Below are 20,683 nucleotides of genomic sequence, written 5' to 3'. Positions count from 1 at the left end.
AGTGAGGAGGCGATGGCTTGCCAGCGCTGTCTGCAAGGCTGATGGGGCTAGGGTTGCTGGTCTGGAGACGGTAATTGGTAGGGCGAAGTGGGACTTGTCGTGGTGGCGTGGGGGTGGGGGAGATGCTGAAGCTGTGGAGGGGAAAATATTTATTTCCTCTCTATGATGTCTCCACTACTTGCAGACAGATTGCAGTTTTATTGCTTTTTGAAAGGAGTCTTCAAGCGGCCGCCAGTGCCGGCTCATTGAGACGCACGATGGCAGTCAGCGGGGCGTGGTCGGACAGTCTGGACCAGGGTAGGCCACGATGGGCTTCGGCCGCCTGGACGGTGAAACCGCGCAGATAGATGCGATCGAGCATCAGCACCGGCATATGGGCCGGAAAACTGGCGGCGACGCGGCCGTGGACCTGCTGGAAAGCCTCCTGCAAACCCAGCCCGTCGTGCAGGGTACGGGTGGCTTCATGGCGCCAGTCGTTGAAGTCGCCGGCCATCACGAGCGGCGATTCGGCGGGAATCTGCTCACGCACATATTCGATCAGCGCCGCGAGCTGCATCCGGCGGTCGCCCGAGCGCAGATTGAGGTGGATGCACAGGGCATGCAGCGTTACCGGCCAATGCGGCACCTGGATCGAGGCATGAAGCAGACCGCGTCGCTCCAGTCGGTTGACGCTGATATCGAGGTTATGCCAGCCCACGATGGGATAGCGCGACAGCACCGCATTGCCATGATGGCCGCCGTGATAGACCGCATTGCGGCCGTAGACATGGTCGTGATCGCCCGCGAGAAAACTGTGCTGCGGCTGGTCGGGCCAGTCGGCGTGGCGCTCGGCGCGGCGGCGGTGTTCGCCCTGCACTTCCTGTAGGAACACTAGATCGGCCCGCAGGCTGTCGAGCGCTATTTTGAGATCGTGCAGGGTATGGCGCCGGTTGAAGGTGGACATCCCTTTATGGATGTTGTAGGTGGCGATCTTGAGGTGTCGCTCCATCGTCTTCTCCCGGTGTCGGGGTCAGGCATGGCCCGCGATCGGTTGGTCGACCCCGAAGCGGCGGGCAATCTCGGGCAGGAGTCGCAGTGCTTCGGCGTTGGAAGGCGAGAATACCTGTTCGGCGGCGGCCCCGTATTCGCGCCACAGCCAATGACTGTGCTCGCGCTCGGACAGAAGGGGTTCGACCCGCTCAGGCAGCAGCAGACCGAAGACATGCTCGGTGTTCTCGGTCACGCCCGGTGCGTAGCGGTGGCGCCAGATTTCGTAGATTTCCCAGGTGTTGACGAGGTCCCAGTCCTGCAACTGGTAGAGCGAGGCATCGATACCGGTCTCTTCCTTGACTTCGCGAATGGCGGCGTTGCGCAGGGTTTCGCCCGGCTCGATGCTGCCGGTGACGGATTGCCAGGCATCCTTGAAGTCGGTGCGTTCGAGGATCAGGGTTTCGAGTTGCGGGGTGTAGATCACCACCAGGACGGAGACCGGTTGTTTATAGGCGGACATGATGAGGGCGTCGGGCTGAATGAAGGCATTCTAGCATTGCGACGGCAAGGGGCCGTCGCTAGCGGCACAGCAAGCAGTGCGCCGGCCGGCTGCCGCCGGTCGGCAGCGTGCTTCAGTTGGGAAGCAGGGCACCACGCCAAAGCTGGGTCAGGGTCGCGGCCAGTTCGGTGCGGAAATCGGGGCGCAGCACGGCAAACATCGGGTCGGTCAGCCGCGATTTGACGGGCTGCGGATAGTCCACCGTCTGCCACAGCCCCAGCGTCACGGCATAGGTCCGCAGCAGCAGCGCCGCCCCCTGACCTGGCGCCAGTGTCGGCAGGCGGACTTCGAGCAGTCGGCCCGAGCGGATCAGGCGCAGCGCGATACCGTATTTGAAGGCATAGCCCTGTTCCTCGGCGACGTTCTGCTCCAGTACGGGTGCCGACATGCTGGCCAGCCGCAGGAATTCGGGGTTGGCATCGAGGTAGGCGGCATAGGCATCGAGAAATGCCGCCAATAGGGCTTCCAGTGGCTGATCGATGGCGAGCAGGGCATCGAGCTGGTCGAAGGCGGCATCGAACTCGCTGCCCAGCAGTGCCAGGAAGATGTCTTCCTTGGTGGTGAAATACAGATAGACCGTCCCTTTGGCCAACCCGGCAGCGGCGGCAATCCGGGCTACCGAGGGCAACTGGTGGCTGTCGGCCAGAAACAGCTCGCGGGCGGCGTTCAGGATATCGGCCCGGCGGGCCGCTTTGTCTTCCTGGGCGAGGGCGCGTGGAGGCATGGAACACACTCTGTGGGAGAAGAGAAACCACCGACGGCGCAGTCTTTGCGCCCGGTTGGGATGCCGAGTGTAGCCGATCCGGCCGCTGGCGCGCTGCGAGCTGGGGTTTTTCCTGAGGGAGTGTTCAACTTGGCCGTAGCGGGCGGAAACGGGCAAAGCCGCACCGGCACAGGCATTGACGCCGATGCAAGGGTGGCCAGGCAATTGGATGCAAAGTTGTATTAAAGTTGTATCCGGCAAAGCGAACGGCCGGTCGTCTTGCGACGCCGGCCGTTCTCGGCTTTACGCACGCCTTCGCCGTTTTTCCGGAAGAAATCGTTGCTGCCTGTTCCTGCTCTGGCAGCCAGGCGGCCCGAAAGTGCCGCGCCAGGTGACAGATGGCCAGTTTGTCGCGGTGTCGGCTTTCCGTTTACAGTGGCTGTCATGTCTACTTATCTGACCGTCCGCCAGCGCGGACGCCTTGCCACCACCGGCCCCGTTTTCGCGGCTGGTATTTTGCCGGGCAAGGCACGTCGTCAGGCCAATCCGAATGCCAATCGGGGCTACCCCATGAGCTGACGGCGCCTATCGACTGCTGCAGGATTCATCCGAGACGGGCGCCTGAGGTGCCCGTCTCTTTTTTTGCCTGTTGGATCAATAACGGAGAATCGCTGATGTCATCGCTGCTTCCCATCGACTTACCGACCCAATTCGAAACCGAGCGCCTGCTGGTGCGCTCGCCGCTGCCCGGCGACGGCATGGCCCTGTATGAAGCGATCTGCGCCTCCTTGCCACAACTGCGCGCCTGGCCGACTTCACTGCTTTGGGCCCAGGCGGAGCCTTGTCCTCAACGAGCCGAGCAGAACTGTTGCGAAGCGCTTGCCAAGTGGCAGCGTGGCGAGGATTTATGGATGTTGATCTGGGACAAGCAAAGCGGCCAGCTGGCCGGCTGTAGCGGTCTGCACCAGCTCAACTGGGCGATGCGACGCGGCGAGATCGGTTGGTGGGGCAACACGCCGCTGCTGGGCCAGGGGCGGATACGTGAAGCCGTGCGGGGCGTGCTCGATTTTGCCTTTAGCCGTTGCGCGATGCGTCGGGTAAGCTGCGTCACCCATGTCGATAATCTGCGTTCGCGCCATCTGGCCGAACAGGCCGGCATGTTGCAGGAAGGCGTGTTGCGAGCCTGGTATCCCGATGGCGATGCCATGCTGTATGGCTGCGTCGCGCCCTGAACGGGATACGGCACCCGGCCGCATGGGGCGGCCGGCAATCGGAGGAATACCGGATGAGTATCAAAGACCGCGTCCGCATGCGACGCGAAACCCTGCTGTCGGACAATTGGTATGTGCTGCGCAAGTACGAATTCGACTATCTGCGCCGCGATGGCAGCTGGCAGCCGCAGGTGCGCGAAGCCTACGACCGGGGCAATGGCGCCACCATCTTGCTGTATCAGCCCGAGCGTCGCACGGTGGTGCTGGTGCGCCAGTTCCGTCTGCCGGTCTGGCTCAATGGCCACGACGATCTGTTGATCGAAGCGCCGGCGGGCTTACTTGATGACGCCGATCCGGCCGAGCGGATCCGCGCCGAAGTGGCCGAGGAGACCGGTTTCCGCGTCGATACGGTGCGCAAGGTGTTCGAGGCGTATATGAGCCCGGGTTCGGTAACGGAAAAACTGCATTTCTTCGTGGCCGAATACGACCCGGGCGCCCGAGCCGGCCATGGCGGCGGCGTCGAGGAGGAGGGCGAAGATATCGAGCTGCTCGAACTCCCGTTCGAGCAGGCCGTGGCGATGATGGCAAGCGGCGAGATCAACGATGCCAAGACCATCATGCTGCTTCAGTACGCCCAGCTTCATCTGTTCCGTTAAGGAGGTGTCGGAGTGGAGGAATAAGTGGAGCGGAATATTTTATTTTTGTCTAGAATTCCCATTCTATCTTGCAGTGGTTTTGCAGATAAATTTCAAAATCACTGACCTCTACTCCCGCCCTCTTTCTCGTCAGCCAAGCACGGCGGTCACAATGGCCGCCGTTGCTTTATCGATGAATTCGCTTTCCCTATGGCGTCCAGGAATACCATACCGCAGGAGGACAGAGCTAACCCATCACTGTGTCCGTCATGAGCTGTAACACGGGACAGTGCAGTGGTGCCTGAGTCTTCCTTGCGGCTGCTGCGCCGTGTTGATGGCGGGTTTGGACGCCATTTATAAAGAGAATACGGCTTATTGCTGCATCTGACTGGCCATCAGCTCATTCATCAAATCGGTCGCAGCACCGTGGCCGAACAGATGGGCGGCGTCCTGCTGGCCATCGATGGCGACACGGACCGATTGCCCGCTATAAGTCAGCGTTCCTTCAAGCACTTCAACCGCACTGTGGTAGCCCATGCCGACCAGGAAAGCGCTGGCGCCGGCAGCGCGGGCGTAATGGGCATCCTGGGCTGCCTGGCTGAGATGGCCCATGGGGTCGTTTGACGGCACGAAGAGTTGGTGGAGCAGCACGCCCGTATAAGGCGGGTCACCGCGCAGCATGTCCCATACCTGCAGAATCTCGGCGGGCGAACCCGACATATGGCCGACCAGCGGTTCGGCCGATTGCAACACCCGCTCGCCGCGCAACTGGGCGACATCCCAGCGGGTCGCGGGCAGGCGCTCGTTGGCGGGAATGCCCAGCATCTGGTCGACTTCCTGGCCGAGGTTATGGATGCCGCTGCGAGGCGGTCTGTCGTTTTCGGGCCGGATACGCTCGTCCTTCTTGGCCGGCCCCACGGCGCTGGAGCCGCCGAATGCCTGGACCAACTGGGTCGAGCCGGTATCGGGCGGGGTCAGGCCCTGGCGTGCCATCTGATCGCTGAGCAGCAAGCGCAGTGCTTCGGCCTGATCGGGGCTGCGACCCTCGACCCCGGTGGTGGCGCCCGTGTTGGCGTAGAGCGCGCCAATATCACCCATCAGGGCCAGTACCACGGCGCGGTCCTGCGCGCTGGCGACGCTGGGGCCGGGCGGCAGATCCTGGGCTACCCGGCGTAGCGCGCCCAGCAAGGCATCGGGGCCCTGATGAGCCAGAATCCCTTCCGAACCCAGCAGACGCGCGCCCAGCGCCTGTTGCATGCCGTCGTGGACGCCGAGTGATTCGGCCAGGCCATACAGCTCGACCGCCGCCAGCCCCAACTCATTGCGCAAATGATCGCCCGGCGCATACAGCAGGCCGCGTGCGGCGGCCGTCTGACGCAGGGCCAGATCGCGGGTCAGCGGGTCGAGTTCGGAGCGGATGGCCGGGTCGGCAAAGATCGGCTTATCGGGCACCAGGGAAGGCGGGCCGTCGAGATAATGTCCCCTGGGCGGCTGATTGCCGTCGGGCCGGCGCGGCGGGTCGCCGCCGCTGGCTTGCTGCGAGGCCAGCAGTGAGTCCATCACGACTGAGTCGTCATCGAACGAATCAAAGCGCAGCAACTGGCTGCTCGGGCTGTCGAGCAGCTCCAGCGACGATTTGAGCGGCTCCAATGGGAGAAACAGCTCGTGCTGATCGATATCGAATTCGGATTCGTCGAGGTCGATATCAAGCTGGCTGTAATCGATCGAATGGAAATAGTTGTCGCCAAGTGGGGTGGTCATGGCAGGACTCCTAAGCGCGTCGGTTGACCAGCCAGCTCAGCGTTTCGGGACTGCTGGGGCTGGCGGCCGGGGAATGGCCATCCTGGCGCAGCAACTGGGTGACGCGCTCGCGGATCGATTGGGCTTTGAGGGCAAACTGGCTCAGCAGATTGTGGAACGTCGCTTCGCTTATGCCATGGAGGGAAAAGGGGCCGCGCAGAAACAGGGTGCGCGATTGAGGGTCGAGGGCGAGGGCGGCTTCAGCGCAGTCGGGTTCGAGATTGATGGCCAGCAGCTTTTCCAGCGTGGCCGCGCCAAGCCCGGCCGGGAGGCCGCAGAGCGGAGCGAAAAGCAGAAAGCGCTGACCCGGTTCTTCAGGATGGATCAGCGCGATCGGTTCGGCATGGCCTGCCGGGCGCAGCAGCGCCATCCCTTGTTCGAGCTGCCGGCTCGCCTGGCTGGCGCCAAGACGGGTCAGCCATTGGCCCAACTGGGTGCGGTGAGGGTTGGACATCGGGGGTTTCCTGTTGGCCGGTTTGGAAAAGTCAGGTCGTCGAGGACGGCACACCGGCTGAGTAACGGGTGGCGGGTCCCGGTTCCGCCCTGCTCGAGCCGAGTCGAGCCAAAGTGTGGCGGGCCGGCTCGGACCCTGAGACATCGACAGAAACTGAACGGGGCGCAACGTCCTGAGCCGTCTCCAGGGCGGCCCCGCTACCAGCTCGGGCCGTGGCACTCAATGTCGATGCCCACCTCTGGCCGGCGCCTGTCCGCTTAACTCGGCGTCGCCACCCGGCCTGGCTGAGTGCTGCCCGCCGGCGGGTCCGGACACCCTGAGTCTGGATGGGCTGGAAATACGCTAATTGCTCAGTGTCCGCGCCATCCCGATCTGCTGCCGCGCACAGCCATAGCGCTCCACCGTCGCCACCCGGCCGTCTTCCTGCCAGCCCCGTCGTCGATAGAAATCGATGGCCGGCCGGTTATCGGCCAGTACCCACAGGGCCGCCGTGCCATAGCCCGACTGGCTGGCCAGGCGCAGGCCATGGTTGAGCAAGGCGGTGCCACAGCCCATGCCTTGCGCCTTGGGCGACACATAGAGCGTTAGGATTTCTGCGGCATCGGCATTGAGATGGACGCTCAGCAGGCCAACGATCAGGTCGTCGTGCAGGCAGCAGAATTTATGGCTGGGACTGGCAAAAGCGCGCTGCCAGCGGCCGGCGAACTCGGCAAGCGTCATGGCGTCGAGCGGATAGACGTCCCGGTAGGCGTGGCGCCAGGTGTCCAGATGAAGTTGGGCGACGGTGCCGATATCGGCCGGGGTCATTGGGCGGATGGATAAGGTGGCTGCCATGGCAAGCGGTTCAGTAGTGACTGGAAGTCTTCGGCCAGCGGGCAAGCGAGGGTCAGTTCGCGGCCATCGAGCGGGTGGGCAAAGCGCATCATGGTGCAGGCCAGCAGCAGACGATGGCTGCCGAACTGCTCGGCGAACATCCGGTTATGGCGGCCCTTGCCATAGGTGGCGTCGCCGATGATGGGATGGGACAGATGCTTGAGATGGCGCCGCAACTGATGGCGCCGGCCGGTGACCGGGTCGAGCTCGACCAGGGCGTAGCGGCTGGTCGGGTAGCGCTCGACCTCGATCGGCAGCTCGACCGTGGCCAGCCGGCGAAAACGGGTCAGTGCCGCTTGTGGTGGGGCGTTGACGGCCGGCGTGCGCTGTTCGTAATCGTCGACGCGGCGACTCAGCGGATGATCGATCTGGCCGGCCGCCTCGGGCCAGCCGCGCACCACGGCCAGATAGCGCTTGTCCACACCGCCTTCTTCAAACAGCCGACCGAGCCGGCTGGCGGCCTCGGGCGACAGCGCAAACAGCAAGAGCCCCGAAGTGCCTTTATCGAGCCGGTGGACCGCATGGACATGCCGGCCGATCTGATCGCGCACGATCTGCAAGGCAAAGCGCGTTTCGTGGCGGTCGATCTCGCTGCGGTGAATCAGCAGGCCAGACGGCTTATGGACGGCGACCAGATGCTCGTCCTGATAGATCAGCGGCAGCGTCTCCTTCATCGCTTGGCCTCTGGCGTGTTGACCCGCTCGAAATGCATGGCCTGCCTGGGTGCAAACAGCCGGGCATCGTGGCTGGAGACAAAGCGTTCCAGCGCCTGGCGCTCGCCCTGGGCCGTGGCGTAGTGGAAGAACTGTTCGCGTTTCTCCTCAACCTTGAAGCCGGCTTCGCGCAGCAGCGGGATCGCCTGCGCCAGATCGACCGGCAGCACCCGGACTGCCGGGGGCTCGCCCTCCAGTTTGAATACCGCATAAGCCTTGGCCTCGGCCTTGCCTTCCCCCAGTTCCACCACCAGATAACGTCCTTGTTTGCCGGCGAAATAGCGCAGCGACGCCTGGTCCTTGGGCTGGGCCGGGTCGCGTGCCAGATAGCTGCCCTGCTCGGCCACGATCTCTATCGGTCCTTCTACCGGCTTGGGGTCGATCGGCGGGCCGACATAGCGCCAGGTGCCCAGCAATCGCTTCAGCGCCGGGTCGTCGGCGCGGCCCAGTGCCTGCTGGAAGTGAACGGTATTGCAGCCGCACAGCAAGGCGGTCAGCAGAAACAGCGCAGTCAGCGCGAGCGAGCGGGGCATGGTGGGAGTCCTTTTGGCAAATTATTTTAATGACAGGATTTGGTGCGGCATACGGATGTCCGGGTATTTTCCATTAAATGGAGGACGCCCGGCGCGGTCCTGGGGCGGCGGATAGGACAAGGGAGTCGGGGCTGGGTCGATCTGCCCGGCCCCGCTCAGCGGGCCTTGCTGCTGGTCGGGTCGAACCAGAGGCTTTTATCCTTGAGCGGGGTTTCCGGCGGCAGGTCGTGGTCAATCAGATAGATCACCCGCCTCTCGTTCAGGCGGGCTTTGCGGATCGAGTCGCCGTTATAGCGCCAGAAGATTTCATCGAAGCTGCCATCCTTGATCATCATCCGCAGCCCCTGTTCGATCCGCTTGGCGAGCCGGGTGTTCTGTTTGTTGACGAAGAAATAGTAGGGGCTGTCGTAGCGCAGGATCAGGTTCTGCTCGACCGCCAGATTGGGGACGCTGCGCCTGTTGGCCTCGTATTCGATGAACACTTCGGACAGACCGCGCGGAAACAGGTCGATCCGACTTGCTCCCACCATCCGGAACAGACTGTCGTAATTGCTGGTGACGACATTGAGGCCCGCCCGACGCAGCACCTCATTGCTGGCCCAGCCGTTACCCTGCCCCATGATGAAAGGCTTGAGATCGTCGAGCGTCTTGATCTTGTCGAATTCGGCCTGGCGCTCGGCGGCGATCAGAAAGATCCGGTAGCCGCCAAGACCTTTGCGCAAGGGGATACGGATCGGCAGAAAATCCTTTTCCATCTCCAATGACGTGCCGCTCCACGACAAAGTGAGTTCCTGATTGGTGGAAAGCGACAGCAACTGACGGGCTTTATTCATCACCACACCCGCCGGACGCAACTCGTAATCGCCGTATTGCGGCCGGGTGCGCTCAAGTGCCGTGCGCAGGAATTCGAGTTTGTCCTCATGCCGCACATCATTGACGCCTTCAGGCGCCGGGTAGATCACCTGATCGGCCGCCCATGAGCGGGCACTGCACAACAGGCTCAGGATCAGCAATAAAGCGAGCGGAAGGTTGAAGCGATAGAGACTGCGTTGCCACATCGTTGTGCTCACAGGATGTTCGAACTTTCCAGCAGGCGCTGTAGGGTGCCGTCGTTGCTCATTTCCCTGAGCCCCTTGTTGAACGCCTGCCGCAATTGCTCGGCACGCGGCGATTTTTTCGACAGGGCCACATATTGCTGCATGGTGGCCACGGGCGGCTCGATCCAGGTCAATTCCTGCTGGAGTTCGGGCATTTCGGTCGCAATCAGATGACGTGCCACTCCGCGCTCGATCAGGATCAGATCGACCCGGCCGGCGTGGAGCTTGGCCAGATTGTGCTTGTCGGTAGGCGCGACATCGGTATTGAGGCGGGCAGCAACAAAATGCGGCGGGTCGCCATAGTCCTGCACCGTGCCAATCACGTAGCGGCGCAGGTCTTCCAGGGTCTTGTAGCGGATGTTGGAACTGACCTTGGTATAGAAGCCGAGCTGAATCGGTGGCATTGGGTCGCTGTAGAGCAGAAAACTCTCGCGCTCCTTGAGATACCAGACCCCGAACAGGCCATCGACCTGGCCGGTGCGGGCATAGGCCAGACAGCGCGTCCAGGGCAGGAATTCGAGCTTGGCCCGGTAGCCGGCCCGGCGGTAAGCCTCGGTAACGATCTCAGAGATGATGCCCTGGTTGGGAAGGTCCGGGCCGAAATAGGGTGGATAGGCCGAGGTCACCAGATGGACCTGCGGCGGTGACGTCACCGGCTCGGCAAAACTGAGGCAGCACAGCGACAGCAGCAGCCAGCACCAGGAAAAACGTTTGCCTAAACCCATCTTCCGCTCCCTTGGCCAGGCCGTAATCTGCTTTGACTAGCTTCAACTATAGCCATTGCTTGAGCTTTCATCGGGCTGTCTGGGCGGCGCAGGCCGGGCTGTCGATTCACGGTGCTATCAGGGCAAGGGTGCTTGGGTGATGCCGATTTGCCTTCAACACGGCGTCCATCTGGACAAGGTCGCCAGCGGAGCGGACTGAGATCGCCTGGTCGCTTTGGTGTCCACTGTCAGTGTCTGTTCGGGTCCGACCCGGACACCCCCCATCTTCCCTGTCGATGCGATGAGCCAGCATCAGACAGCGCTCAGACCACAGACAGGCGCAGGTGGTTATCCCAATGCAGCTCAGGAAAGTGCTCGCTCGCCAGCAGCTCAAGCGTGCCTGCTGCGAGCCGCCATAATTGGCCGTCTTCGCCGCTGACCAGCCAGTCGCCGTGGCGGGCGGTCACGCCGTAGGGTTTGGCGAGCTGGGCCTGAGCGCCTGGGTGGCCTTCACTGTCCCATTCCGCCACCAGACCGCCCTTGGGGCAGCTCAGCAGAAAACGGTTGCCATTGGCCGCGACGCTTGCGCCATAGGCGGCCATGGCCTGGACCAGTTCAGGCGGCGTATCGGCCAGGCGGAAACGGTCCTGGCGCAGCAGGGCCAGCAGCGGGCGCGGACCGGCTTCGCTTTGCAGCGCGGCGGCCAGCGTGCCGTCCTGAGCGCGCGCCAGGTGGCGGATCGAGAGCTTGGGGTCGTCGAGCCGGTATTCGGCCAGCAGCTTGCCGGTGCGGCCATCGAGCAGGACGAGCGAAGGCGCCATCTCGGCCAGATTGCGCTTGAGCCGGCCGGTTTCGGCCAGGGTGAGAATGCCGCCGTTGGCCACGGCGAGCCGCTCCTGATCGAGCCATAGCAGCTCATGCGGGCCGATGCCGTGGCTTGGCCAGTCGGCCAGCGGGCGCAGGGTGGTGGCGTCGCGCACCGTAATCCGGCCCAGACCCGTGCCTTCGTCGTTCTCGGTGGTCAGGAAATGACGGCCATCGGGGCTGAAGACACCATGGCCGAACAAGCTGCGCCCTGCTTCGGCTTCACTGAGCCGCAGCAGGCGGCCGCGGCGCCAGTCGATCCGGGCCAGATAGTGGCCTGGCCGACGGGCGATCACCAGCGCTTCGCCGGGTCGGCGCGGGTCGGCCACGATATCGTGCGCCCGCTCGGGCAGCGCGGTGGCGGGGCCGCCCAGGCTGCCTGCCTGCCACTGCCCGGGATCGCGCCAGCCGGCCGACAGCAGCGGTGCGTCCGGGGTGCGTGCCAGCGCCGGTAGCATGGGCAGCGTGGCCAGCAGCGCCAGCGCGCGGCGGCGGTCAATCGCCATCGCCATCCTTGAAGCCGATGGTGATGCCCAGGGCGTCGGCGACCTGCAATTCGACCAGCTTTTGCAAGCGGCCCAGCGATTCGTGCAGCGCTTTGCCGTGGCTCGGGTCGTCGGCGATATACAGCGCCAGGTCGCCCGGGAGCTTGGCCAGCTCGGTATGGGCCGCTGCGAATTCTTCCTTGAGATGCTGCACCAGCATCGGCTTGCCGGCCTTGGCCAACTGGTCGGCAAAGCTCTGGCTGCTGGGCATCGGGTGGAACAGCAGACCTTCCACCGCATCGAGCGTGGCCTTGAGGCCGTCGCGGGTGTTCTTGCTGCGCCAGGCGTCAAAGTCCTGCCGCACCGGACGTTTGACCTTGGGGTTGCCCATCCGGGCCAGTTTCTTGTCGCGCAAGCCTTCAAGCGATACGGCCAGCATATTGACCGCCAGATCGAGGGTTTCCTTGGCCTGGGTCTCGTCGGGCGGGCTGGCGGCGTGGCTGCGCCAGGCATTGGCCAGCGCCTGGGTTTCTTCGGCGACTTCAGTGCCAAGCGCGCTGAGATAACGACAGCGCTGCTTGAACTGGAGCCGGCCAAGCTGGGCCTTGGCCCGGTCGTCGCCCCACAGCAGATATTCAATGGCTGGCAAGCCCTGGGCTACCGCGCCGATCCCCTCGGCAATCGGCAGATCGGGGCGCGAGAGCTTGACCGCTTCTTCGATCTTCTGCATCCGGGTCGGCCACAGATCGATCTTCCAGGCCGTCCGGCGGGCGGTGGTGGGACCAAGCGGCAGCGCTTCGATGGCGCGCCAGGCGAGGAAGGTGGATTTCCACGCCACCCGGGCACTATCGAGCCGGGCGGCATTGGGGCGTTCACACAGCGCATCGAGGCTCGATGCCAGGGTCTTGCTCGCGGTGGCGAGCTGTTCATGACGGGGCAGCAGCACATCGCGCTGCCAGTAAGTGATCAGGGGCGCGGCCTGGATCGTGGCCGGCTCGGCGGCAAACGCCGGTACGGCGAGCCAGGCGAGCAGGGCCAGAAGCGGAAAGCGTCGCATCGCGGTCCTCTAGATGACGAATGGAAACCATGACGCCCAGGCCAGGGCGGCCCGGGGCGCCGCGTGGTGCGGAAACCGCGACGGCGGTCGCGGCGCACCACCGTCGCGGCGAGTCTACAGGGACTGTAAAAAACGGACGAGGTTCTCGCGGTCGGTGCGGCTGAGCCTGAGCACCTGCTGCTTGGCCGCTTCGGCTTCTCCGCCGTGCCACAGCACCGCTTCGAGCAGATTGCGGGCGCGACCGTCGTGCAGATAGCGGGTATGGCCATTGACCGCTTCGACCAGCCCCAGCCCCCACAGGGGCGGCGTCTTCCAGTCGCGCGGGCCGGCACGGAAATCGGGGCGGCCGTCGGCCAGTCCTTCACCCATGTCGTGCAGCAGCAGGTCGGTATACGGAAAGATTTTCTGCCCGCCCAACTGCGGCACCGGCGCGAATGGGCCGGTGGTGTAGCTCGGCACATGGCAGGTGGCGCACTGGGCGGCATGGAAGATTTCGCGGCCGCTTCTGACCTTCGGATCATCGAGATTGCGCGCCGCCGGCACCGCCTGGGTGCGGCTGTACAGGATCACCTGATCGAGCAGCTTGTCGGCGATCTCGGGCTTGCCGCCCGAGGGCGAGCGGCGGCAGTCCTTTTGTCGGCTGGTGCATTCCTCATGCGGGAAGCGCGACGAGGTGATGCCGATATCGCCGAGAAATGCCCCGGCCGACTGGTGGGCGATGCTGCCGGTATTGGCCTTCCAGCCAAAGCGGCCAAGCACGGTACGGCGGGCGTAGGCGTCCGGCACATAGTTGGGACGACCGCGCACCGGGCCGCCGGCCTGTTGCTGTTGGCGCGCGTTGTTGAGGATGTCCTGTTCGCGGATCGCTTCCAGCAGTCCCAGGCCGATCATCTGCGGGGCAATGCGCGGCGACATCAGGGTATCGGGCAGCATCGGGCCGTAGTTGAGTTGGCTGAAGCGGTAGGCGGGCTTGAGCAGGGTATAGCCCTCGCCGTCGGCAAACCGGCCTTCGATTTCCTGATACTGGATCTCGATCTGGCCTTCGGGCTTGACCCCGCTGACGGCGTCGTTGTTGAACTGGCCGCCATAAGTCGGCTCGGGCCGGCCGTCTGGCAGCGACAGCCGAAACAGCAGCGCCATCGGCTGTTCCGACTGCAAGGTGTTTTCAAACGCCGGCGGCGCGCCACGGCCGTCCTCGGTATGGCAACTGCCGCAGGAGCGGGCGATGAAATGCGGTCCCAGGCCATCGCGGGCGGTGGTCGAGGAGGGCGCTTCGACCCAGTTCTTCTTGAAAAACGAATTGCCGATCACGAATTCGGTGCGCTGGCGGTCGTCAAGATTGGCAGCCGGATGGGCAAAGGCATTCTTGCCATCGTCAAACACCGTGGTGTCGCCACCGGGTCGTTCCTCGGCGGGGTCAAACGGCGGAGCCAGGCCGGCGCCGGCGGCAAAACCGGCTCCGATCAGGCCGGCGGCGAGCAGGCTGCGAAAGACGAAAGCATTCATTACCAGTACATCTTTACAAAAGCCGGCACCGGGCGAAGTCGGTGAGGCCGGCGGGTAGAAATCGGACGCTGATCGTCCGCAGAGGCGCCGGAGCGCCTCCAGGTCTCTGATTCGCCTCAGACCTTGGTATTGAGTCGTTTGATGCCAAGCGCCTTGGCGGCCTGCACCAGGCCGTTGGCCTGCTGCTTCAGGGCATCGATCACGGCGCGCACCCGCTTGCGGCCCGGGGCGTCGTCGCGGCCGACGATCTCGCGGTCGAACGGCGCCTGGATCGCCTCGGCGGCGCTGACGCTGGCGGCCATATCGGCCGAGACCTTGTCGGCGATCTTGGCGTCCTTGTCGGCGACCAGTTGGCGCAGCGACGGACCTTCGAGCCTGCTGCCGTCGGCGCGCTGATAGCGGCCTTCCCACACGTTCTGGATGCCACGGGCGTTGCCGACGATGTCGCGGTGGGTGTTGTCGGAGAAGCAGCTGTGCTCGTCTTCCTGCGATTGCGAGGCGAGGGCGACTTCCATCCGTTCGCCGGCCAGTTCGCCACGCGACAGCACGCCCAGACCGGTCAGCATCTTGGAGATGGCCTGCGGGTCTTGGACGAAGCGGGCGCGGTAATTGTCGGCGTTGGGTTCCCAGGCTTTGACCAGGGTAGTGAGGTCGTCGACCAGCAGGTCGGACACGATCTTGAGGTAGTTGCGGCGCCGCTCGGCGTTATTGGCCTTGCTGTCGACAAAGTCGCTGGCAGGACGGGCACCCGGGCCGGCCTTATTCAAGTCCTGGCCCCACAGCAGAAATTCGATGGCGTGCCAGCCGGTACTGATATTTTCCTCGCCGCCTTTTTCATTGAGGCTGACCAGCACTTCACGGCTCAGCTTGGCCTTGGGATTGTTGACGATGCCGGCCTTGTTCTTGCCCTTGACGTAGTCCACATAGGCTTCGTCCATCGGCCAGGCGTTGATGCGTGGCTCAGGGCCGTCTTCCGCATCGATCGGGCCGCCATAGAAGCGGAAGGCTTCGGTCTGGCCATACCACTCGCGCGCAGCAAGCCAGGCTTTGCGGGCGGCAGTGAGGGTGTCTTCGTTCGGATTGGCCAGCAGGGCGTCGATGGACTGTTGCAGGGTCTTGGCAGCGGCCAGTGTGTCGCTGTAACCGGCGTGGACCAGGCTGGCGTAATGATCGGCCACAGCCTGCGGCTGAACCGGATCGGCCTGGACCGGCGCAAACAGAGCGCCGCCGATCAGGGCAGCAAGAGCAAGACGACGCAACGAGGACATCGGGGCGGACTCCAGTGGACGATAAAGTCCTGAATGATATGAGTATTGAGAAACGTTATCAAATGATGGGCTGGTAAGGATTGATCTGACGCAAGAATAGGGAAGGTGGTTGGGAGAAATTCGATTGGGGGCGGTTATTAAAATAATGTGCATGTTAATTGCAATATTTGGTACAGAAAATTTCAAATATAGAAAATTTTATGAAAATGCATATAACGACGCCCGGTTCAAGCCGAACCGGGCGTCTTATTTTTCACTTGCGCTGGAGCGCTTCCAGCTCCGCCTCATCAAAGCCCGCTGCACGCCGGGCCTCCAGATTGAACGGCCCACGCAGCTTGGGCGCCTGATAGCGTTCGGCCAGCTCGGCATAGGTCGCAATCGGATCAAGCCCGCGCTGCTCACACAGCCACCTGTACCAACGGTTGCCGATGGCCACATGCCCGATCTCGTCACGCAGGATGATGTCGAGAATCGCCGCCCCTTCCTTATCCCCCACCGACAGCAGCTTGTCGCGAATCTGCGGCGAAGCATCAAGCCCGCGTGCTTCCAGGGTTCGCGGCACCAGCGCGAGCCGGGCCAGCAGGTCGTCTTTGGTCTTTTCGGCCATCTCCCACAGACCGTTGTGGGCAGGGAAGTCGCCGTACTCGTAGCCCAAGGTCTTCAAGTGATCGCTGAGAAGGGTGAAGTGGTAGGCCTCTTCGCGGGCGACTTGCATCCAGTCTTTGTAGAAATCATCAGGCATTTGGATGAAGCGCCAGACGGCGTCAAGTGCTAGGTTTATTGCATTGAACTCGATGTGGGCTAGTGCGTGGATTAGAGCGGCTCGCCCTTCAATGGTGCTGACAGTACGTTTTGTTAGTTGCGATGGATTAACTAGTTCGGGAAGGAGTGGTCGGCCCGGTATCTTGGCAAGAGGTTGCAGAACTGAAGCAGGGGCAATGATGTTATCTAGAGAGAGTGAAGCAACGGCTTGGACCTTAGTATCTGGAGTGGTCAAGACTAGTGCGGACAAAGCTAAGGGTCTAATCATAATTGTCTAAATTGAGATTTTTGCTGTTTTAAGGGGCTGTTTTTCTGTTGGTTCAGTTTTTCTTGGAGGTGGCTGATAGTAATATTTTTCTATGTTTGGTGCTGGTTGTTTATGCTCTTTTTTTAAATTTTTGTTGTTGGGGGAATGTGATGATCTGGTTGCCTAGTGCTGGTGAGGTTGAAAAAATTCATTATGAAATTGCTAAAAGCTTTGAGCTTGAAAATGATCCAATTTCTCCTGTTGGAGTCAAATTTCCATCTATGCTTGAATCTGCGTGTCAGCGTCCAAACACAAGTTTGGGTGAATGCTATAAATATAAATCCTTGGAGCATAAGCTGGCTGCGCTCTTTCATTCCTTAACAAAAAATCATGCCTTTCATAATGGAAATAAAAGGACGGCAATAGTTACTTTGCTAACGGCTCTCTATAGAAACAATAGATTGCTCACCCCCTCAGTTGGAGATGATGAGATCTATGACTTTGTTGTTTCTGTTACCGCTGATGAGTTTCCCAAGAAAGACCATGGGCTAGATGATGATGCGATAATTGAGGTGGTTGCAAATTGGATAAAAGTTAATTCTGAGTCATTGAATAATAGTTTATCGGAGATGAAAACGTCTGAATTTAGAGATAAATGCGTGAAGGCAGGCGCTAATTGCAAAAATGCAAGTGGCGGTGTTTATGTTATATCAAATAAATCAAGAAGTATAAGGATTAGTAAATCTACAAAAAAAATAAATGGCTCTGTGATACTTCGTTACTTACGTGAGTTGGGTTTTGCTGAAGCTGCGGCTGGTATATCCTTGAATGAGTTCCAAGATGGCGTGAACGATGAAAGGAAGCAAATTCATCGTTATATGGTTGCCCTTAGAAGGCTTGCGAAAACCTAGTGGGGGAGATTGGAGGTATGCATAAATTTTAAGATTTTCTATTTTTTGTTTTTTGCAGGGTTCTCGCCTTGAAAGTTTTTTTGGGGTGGGAGTGAATTGGTCGAAAATTTTTATGGCATATCATTGATTTTGCGGGTTAAGGTTAAGTGTGGTTTGGTCTGAGAATTTTCTAAAAGGCACGCTGTTGTAAATTTATGGGGGCAGGGGGTGTGCTTTTGATCTGGTTTTGTGGTGGGTTGGAGAATATTATTTGGGTAATTGTGTTTCTGGGCTTTGAGGTTTTTCGGTGCTGGGAATTTTAATTTTGAGGGGGTGTAATATTTTAATTTGAGCGTTTATAATGCTGGGTCGTTGAATTTTTTCTGGTTATGATTGATCTGGCTCAACAAATCCGTGCACTCACAGTCCTTGAACTGGCTGGCTTCTATCTTACCCTGACAGCTATTTTTTTAGCCGCCCGCAACCGCTGGCAAACCTGGCCCCTCCAGTTCTTTGGAGCGGGCCTTTATGTTTACCTCTTCCTCACCGTCAACCTCTTCGGCGAGGCCGCGCTGAATGGTCTCTACGGCGTGTTGGCGATCTATGGCTGGGTGCGTTGGCACCGAGGCACCGGACCTGAACTGCCCATCAGCCGCATGACCCGCCTCGACCACGCCATTCTGTGGGGTGTCGGTATCGCAGGAACCGTGACGGTTGCCAATCTTCAAGTCAATTTCCTGCCGACCGACCTGCCGTGGCTGGATTCGACCGTCTTCGTGTTCGGCTGCCTCGCCCAATGGCTGCAAGCCCGGCGCCGGGTCGGCAACTGGCCGCTCTGGATCGTGCTCGATCTGATCGCAGCCGGTATTTACGCCTACAAATCGCTCTACGTCACGGCTTTGCTCTATGTGATCCTGACCGGGCTGGCTGCCTGGGGTTGGTTCGATTGGCGGCGGCGTCTGGCACTGCATCATGCGTAAGCTCGCCATCGTCGGTGCCGAATCGAGCGGCAAGACCACCTTGGCGCGTGATCTGGCCCAAGCGCTGCAAGCACCGTGGGTCGCCGAATACGCCCGCGAATGGTTCGCGGGTCGGCCGGACGTTTCCTACGAACTCCAGGACATCGTCACCATCGCCGCCGGTCAGCTCGCCGCCGAAGCGGCGGCGCCGGTGGCGGATTGGCTGGTCTGCGATACCAGTCTGCTGGTCACCAAAATCTGGGCTGAAGTGCGCTTTGGCCACTGTCCCGATTGGATCGCCCGTCATTGGCGGCCTGAAGACTATTTCCTGCATATCTTGCCCACGCCGGATATTCCCTGGGAATACGACCCGCTACGCGAAGACAGCGACGGCCGCCCCGGCTTGTTTGAGCGCTATCGGGCGGCCTTGCTGGCCGATGAGGTGCCTTTCCTGATCGTCCGTGGTGGGCGCGAAGCGCGTGTGGCGGCTGTACTGGCAGCACTGGAAACAAAAATAAAATAACAGGAAAAACATCTGTAAGACTGGGTGCTAGATTAATTCAAAAATGAATATAAGCGACAGTATCTGCTAAACCGGATACTGCCCCGCATCCAACTCCCCCACCTCCACTTCCCAATCGAGCCGTGTCTCACCGATCTTGCGAAACAGCACGGCTGACTGCTGGAAGTTGTCGGCCGATTGATGGGTGATCCGGTCGGTGAAGGCAACCTTGGGCACCAGATAGGCCGGATCGCTGACCCGGGCGTCGAGGATGGCAAAACCGGTCGCCCGGTTGAACAGACTGCGCCAGGCAGTGGCCGAGAAACGCCAGTAGTCGCATGGTGCATCGTGGACCGGCCACGCTTGGTGGGTCACGATCAAGCCCAGACCGCCAGGGCGCATGACCCGGTTCAGCTCGACTGCGACTTTCCACGGCATCAGCAGATGTTCGAATACCGAGAACGAAAACACCGCTTCGACGCTGGCTGGCGGCAGATAGCGCGACAGGGCATGGGCATCGGCCACCAGATCGACATTGGGGCCGGGCAGGACATCCACGCCGAGATAGTCGAACCGTGGCGGGATCAGATGGCGCCGCGTCACCCCCGAGCGGGCGCGGGCGCCGAGTTCGACGACCTGGCCGTGTTCCTGGCGGCTCAGCTCGTGAAGGAATTGGGCGACGAGCTGATGGATCGGCTCGCGCAGCAAGGTGGTGCGGATGAAATCGACTTCCTGCCCGACCCGGCCGTCGGCCAACTGGAAGTGCAGCACCAGCGCGGAGGTGTCCTCGGCGGTGAACGGCGAGCGGCCACGGTAGCGAAAACGGCAATCGCGCGCAGCCGGCCCCAGCGCTTGCACCACATCGTCGCTGGGGCCGCCGTAGTCGAGTGGCAGCCTGGCCCCGTTCGGATGCTCGACCCAGAGCATCACCACCTGGCCATCGTCGGCAAACAGCCAGCCTTCCACTACCAGCGTCTGCTCAAAGATGGTGAAACTATCGATGTGGTAACGGATAGGCATACAAGCTGCGGCCTCGCTGCTGAGGGAATGGAAATCGCCACCCGCTCAAGGCGGCGGCAAGGCGCGCATCATAGCGGCAGGCTGACACCGCCATCCACGACCAGCTCGGTGCCCACCACATAAGACGACTCTTCTGTCGCCAGAAACAACACCGCCCGCGCCACTTCCTCTGGATGGCCGAAACGCTTGATCGGCGACTTCTCGACAAAGGCTTCGCGCGCGGCCTGCACCACTTCCTGCGGCGCATTCCAGCGGCGGCCGAAACCGGGCGTGCTGATCGGTCCCGGACTGATCGCATTGACCCGGATGCCACGCCCGATCAATTCAACGCCCAGCGTCTGCACCAGAGAGCGCAAGGCCGCCTTGCACGCCGCGTAGACGCTGAAATGGGGCGCGCCCTTGCCGTTGGAGATCGAGGTGGTGACGATGATCGAGCCGCCGTTGCGCATCAGCGGCAAAGCCGCCTGGATGGTGAAGAACACACCCTTGAACAGCACACCGTTCATCTCGTCGAACTGCGACTCGGTGACCTCGGCAAACGGCGCTGGCACCGAATTGCCGGCGTTGACGAACAGGATGTCGAGATGGCCGAAACGGGTTTCCACCTTCTGCATCAGCATGGTGATATCGGTCAGCCGACCGGCGTCGCTGGCGACGACCAGGGTTTCCTCGCCCAGGGCATCGCGAGCCTGCTCCAGAGTGGCCGAATTGCGTCCGCTGATCGCCAGTTGCGCTCCTTCGGCCCGGAACAGCAAGGCGGTGGCCAGACCGATGCCGCTATTGCCCCCGGTAATCAGGGCGGTTTTGCCGGTGAGTTTCTGCATGGCTTTCTCCTCGGGAAGTTCTGGGAAGCAAGGCGCGCAGGCGTCCAA

At 61.5% G+C, this 20,683-nt stretch carries 22 protein-coding genes; 5 read left to right on the top strand and 17 right to left on the bottom strand.

Features of this window, described 5'->3' with window-relative positions; all coding sequences use genetic code 11:
- Positions 1–220: 220 nt before the first annotated feature.
- From ACFOW7_RS08050 to ACFOW7_RS08040, 3 genes are all read right to left on the bottom strand, one after another.
- Complete coding sequence (locus ACFOW7_RS08050; RefSeq protein ID WP_378162927.1) at positions 221–988, bottom strand: endonuclease/exonuclease/phosphatase family protein; 768 nt, start codon at positions 986–988, stop codon at positions 221–223.
- A gap of 21 nt (positions 989–1,009) precedes the next feature.
- Entirely contained in the window at positions 1,010–1,489 is a 480-nt protein-coding gene (gene nudB, locus ACFOW7_RS08045) for a dihydroneopterin triphosphate diphosphatase (RefSeq protein ID WP_378162925.1), read from the bottom strand.
- Positions 1,490–1,601: 112 nt separating this feature from the next.
- Positions 1,602–2,252 carry a TetR/AcrR family transcriptional regulator gene (locus tag ACFOW7_RS08040; RefSeq protein WP_378162923.1) on the bottom strand — a complete coding sequence of 217 codons (651 nt, stop codon included), beginning with the start codon at positions 2,250–2,252 and terminating at the stop codon, positions 1,602–1,604.
- A 653-nt stretch (positions 2,253–2,905) separates the two neighbouring features.
- On the opposite strand from ACFOW7_RS08040, the gene ACFOW7_RS08035 reads away from it, so the two are divergent.
- Entirely contained in the window at positions 2,906–3,463 is a 558-nt protein-coding gene (locus tag ACFOW7_RS08035; protein WP_378162921.1) for a GNAT family N-acetyltransferase, read from the top strand.
- Positions 3,464–3,516: 53 nt separating this feature from the next.
- Positions 3,517–4,098 carry an NUDIX domain-containing protein gene (locus ACFOW7_RS08030; protein WP_378162919.1) on the top strand — a complete coding sequence of 194 codons (582 nt, stop codon included), beginning with the start codon at positions 3,517–3,519 and terminating at the stop codon, positions 4,096–4,098.
- Between the two features lie 351 nt (positions 4,099–4,449).
- Here the strand turns inward: ACFOW7_RS08030 and ACFOW7_RS08025 are convergent, their stop codons facing one another.
- The 12 genes from ACFOW7_RS08025 to ACFOW7_RS07970 form a co-directional block, all read right to left on the bottom strand.
- Positions 4,450–5,838, bottom strand: a complete 1,389-nt coding sequence (locus ACFOW7_RS08025) for a hypothetical protein (RefSeq protein WP_378162917.1) — start codon at positions 5,836–5,838, stop codon at positions 4,450–4,452.
- 10 nt (positions 5,839–5,848) lie between these two features.
- Positions 5,849–6,331, bottom strand: coding sequence for a CesT family type III secretion system chaperone (locus ACFOW7_RS08020; RefSeq protein ID WP_378162915.1), 483 nt, complete (start codon positions 6,329–6,331; stop codon positions 5,849–5,851).
- A gap of 342 nt (positions 6,332–6,673) precedes the next feature.
- Positions 6,674–7,165 carry a GNAT family N-acetyltransferase gene (locus tag ACFOW7_RS08015; RefSeq protein WP_378162912.1) on the bottom strand — a complete coding sequence of 164 codons (492 nt, stop codon included), beginning with the start codon at positions 7,163–7,165 and terminating at the stop codon, positions 6,674–6,676.
- On the bottom strand, positions 7,135–7,878 hold the full coding sequence (locus tag ACFOW7_RS08010; RefSeq protein WP_378162910.1) for a pseudouridine synthase: 744 nt from the start codon (positions 7,876–7,878) through the stop codon (positions 7,135–7,137). The genes ACFOW7_RS08015 and ACFOW7_RS08010 overlap by 31 nt, the downstream gene beginning before the upstream one ends.
- The gene (locus ACFOW7_RS08005; protein WP_378162908.1) at positions 7,875–8,450 is read right to left on the bottom strand and encodes a hypothetical protein; all 576 of its coding nucleotides are present in this window, start codon (positions 8,448–8,450) and stop codon (positions 7,875–7,877) included. Before ACFOW7_RS08005 ends, ACFOW7_RS08010 begins: the two co-directional genes overlap by 4 nt.
- A 155-nt stretch (positions 8,451–8,605) precedes the next feature.
- Positions 8,606–9,508: a substrate-binding periplasmic protein gene (locus tag ACFOW7_RS08000; protein ID WP_378162906.1), complete on the bottom strand. Its 903-nt coding sequence runs from the start codon at positions 9,506–9,508 to the stop codon at positions 8,606–8,608.
- An 8-nt stretch (positions 9,509–9,516) separates the two neighbouring features.
- A complete protein-coding gene (locus ACFOW7_RS07995) occupies positions 9,517–10,272 on the bottom strand; it encodes a substrate-binding periplasmic protein (RefSeq protein WP_378162904.1) in 756 nt (251 codons plus the stop codon).
- A gap of 302 nt (positions 10,273–10,574) precedes the next feature.
- Positions 10,575–11,621 (bottom strand): DUF1513 domain-containing protein, encoded by a 1,047-nt coding sequence (locus ACFOW7_RS07990; protein ID WP_378162902.1) that lies wholly within the window; start codon positions 11,619–11,621, stop codon positions 10,575–10,577.
- Positions 11,611–12,657, bottom strand: coding sequence for an imelysin family protein (locus ACFOW7_RS07985; RefSeq protein WP_378162900.1), 1,047 nt, complete (start codon positions 12,655–12,657; stop codon positions 11,611–11,613). Before ACFOW7_RS07985 ends, ACFOW7_RS07990 begins: the two co-directional genes overlap by 11 nt.
- 114 nt (positions 12,658–12,771) lie before the next feature.
- Complete coding sequence (locus tag ACFOW7_RS07980) at positions 12,772–14,163, bottom strand: di-heme oxidoreductase family protein (protein ID WP_378162898.1); 1,392 nt, start codon at positions 14,161–14,163, stop codon at positions 12,772–12,774.
- A 116-nt stretch (positions 14,164–14,279) separates the two neighbouring features.
- Positions 14,280–15,431 (bottom strand): imelysin family protein, encoded by a 1,152-nt coding sequence (locus ACFOW7_RS07975; RefSeq protein WP_378162896.1) that lies wholly within the window; start codon positions 15,429–15,431, stop codon positions 14,280–14,282.
- 253 nt (positions 15,432–15,684) lie between these two features.
- Complete coding sequence (locus tag ACFOW7_RS07970; protein ID WP_378162894.1) at positions 15,685–16,461, bottom strand: ferritin-like domain-containing protein; 777 nt, start codon at positions 16,459–16,461, stop codon at positions 15,685–15,687.
- A gap of 149 nt (positions 16,462–16,610) precedes the next feature.
- Here ACFOW7_RS07970 and ACFOW7_RS07965 point away from each other — a divergent pair, with 149 nt between their 5' ends.
- The 3 genes from ACFOW7_RS07965 (at position 16,611) to ACFOW7_RS07955 (ending at position 18,812) form a co-directional block, all read left to right on the top strand.
- Positions 16,611–17,351, top strand: a complete 741-nt coding sequence (locus tag ACFOW7_RS07965; RefSeq protein WP_378162892.1) for a type II toxin-antitoxin system death-on-curing family toxin — start codon at positions 16,611–16,613, stop codon at positions 17,349–17,351.
- 368 nt (positions 17,352–17,719) lie between these two features.
- The gene (gene pnuC, locus ACFOW7_RS07960) at positions 17,720–18,310 is read left to right on the top strand and encodes a nicotinamide riboside transporter PnuC (RefSeq protein WP_378162890.1); all 591 of its coding nucleotides are present in this window, start codon (positions 17,720–17,722) and stop codon (positions 18,308–18,310) included.
- On the top strand, positions 18,303–18,812 hold the full coding sequence (locus ACFOW7_RS07955; RefSeq protein ID WP_378162888.1) for an AAA family ATPase: 510 nt from the start codon (positions 18,303–18,305) through the stop codon (positions 18,810–18,812). Before pnuC ends, ACFOW7_RS07955 begins: the two co-directional genes overlap by 8 nt.
- Positions 18,813–18,878: 66 nt before the next feature.
- Here ACFOW7_RS07955 and ACFOW7_RS07950 read toward each other — a convergent pair whose 3' ends face one another.
- Together ACFOW7_RS07950 and ACFOW7_RS07945 are read right to left on the bottom strand one after the other, a co-directional pair.
- Positions 18,879–19,811, bottom strand: a complete 933-nt coding sequence (locus ACFOW7_RS07950) for a class I SAM-dependent methyltransferase (RefSeq protein WP_378162886.1) — start codon at positions 19,809–19,811, stop codon at positions 18,879–18,881.
- 68 nt (positions 19,812–19,879) lie between these two features.
- A complete protein-coding gene (locus ACFOW7_RS07945; RefSeq protein ID WP_378162884.1) occupies positions 19,880–20,635 on the bottom strand; it encodes an SDR family oxidoreductase in 756 nt (251 codons plus the stop codon).
- Positions 20,636–20,683 lie beyond the last annotated feature (48 nt).

The sequence above is a fragment of the Chitinimonas lacunae genome (genome assembly GCF_042650885.1).
In the GTDB taxonomy this organism is placed as follows: domain Bacteria; phylum Pseudomonadota; class Gammaproteobacteria; order Burkholderiales; family Chitinimonadaceae; genus Chitinimonas_A; species Chitinimonas_A lacunae.
Note: the sequence above shows the minus strand (reverse complement) of the source record. Positions and strands in the feature narration are given on the sequence as shown.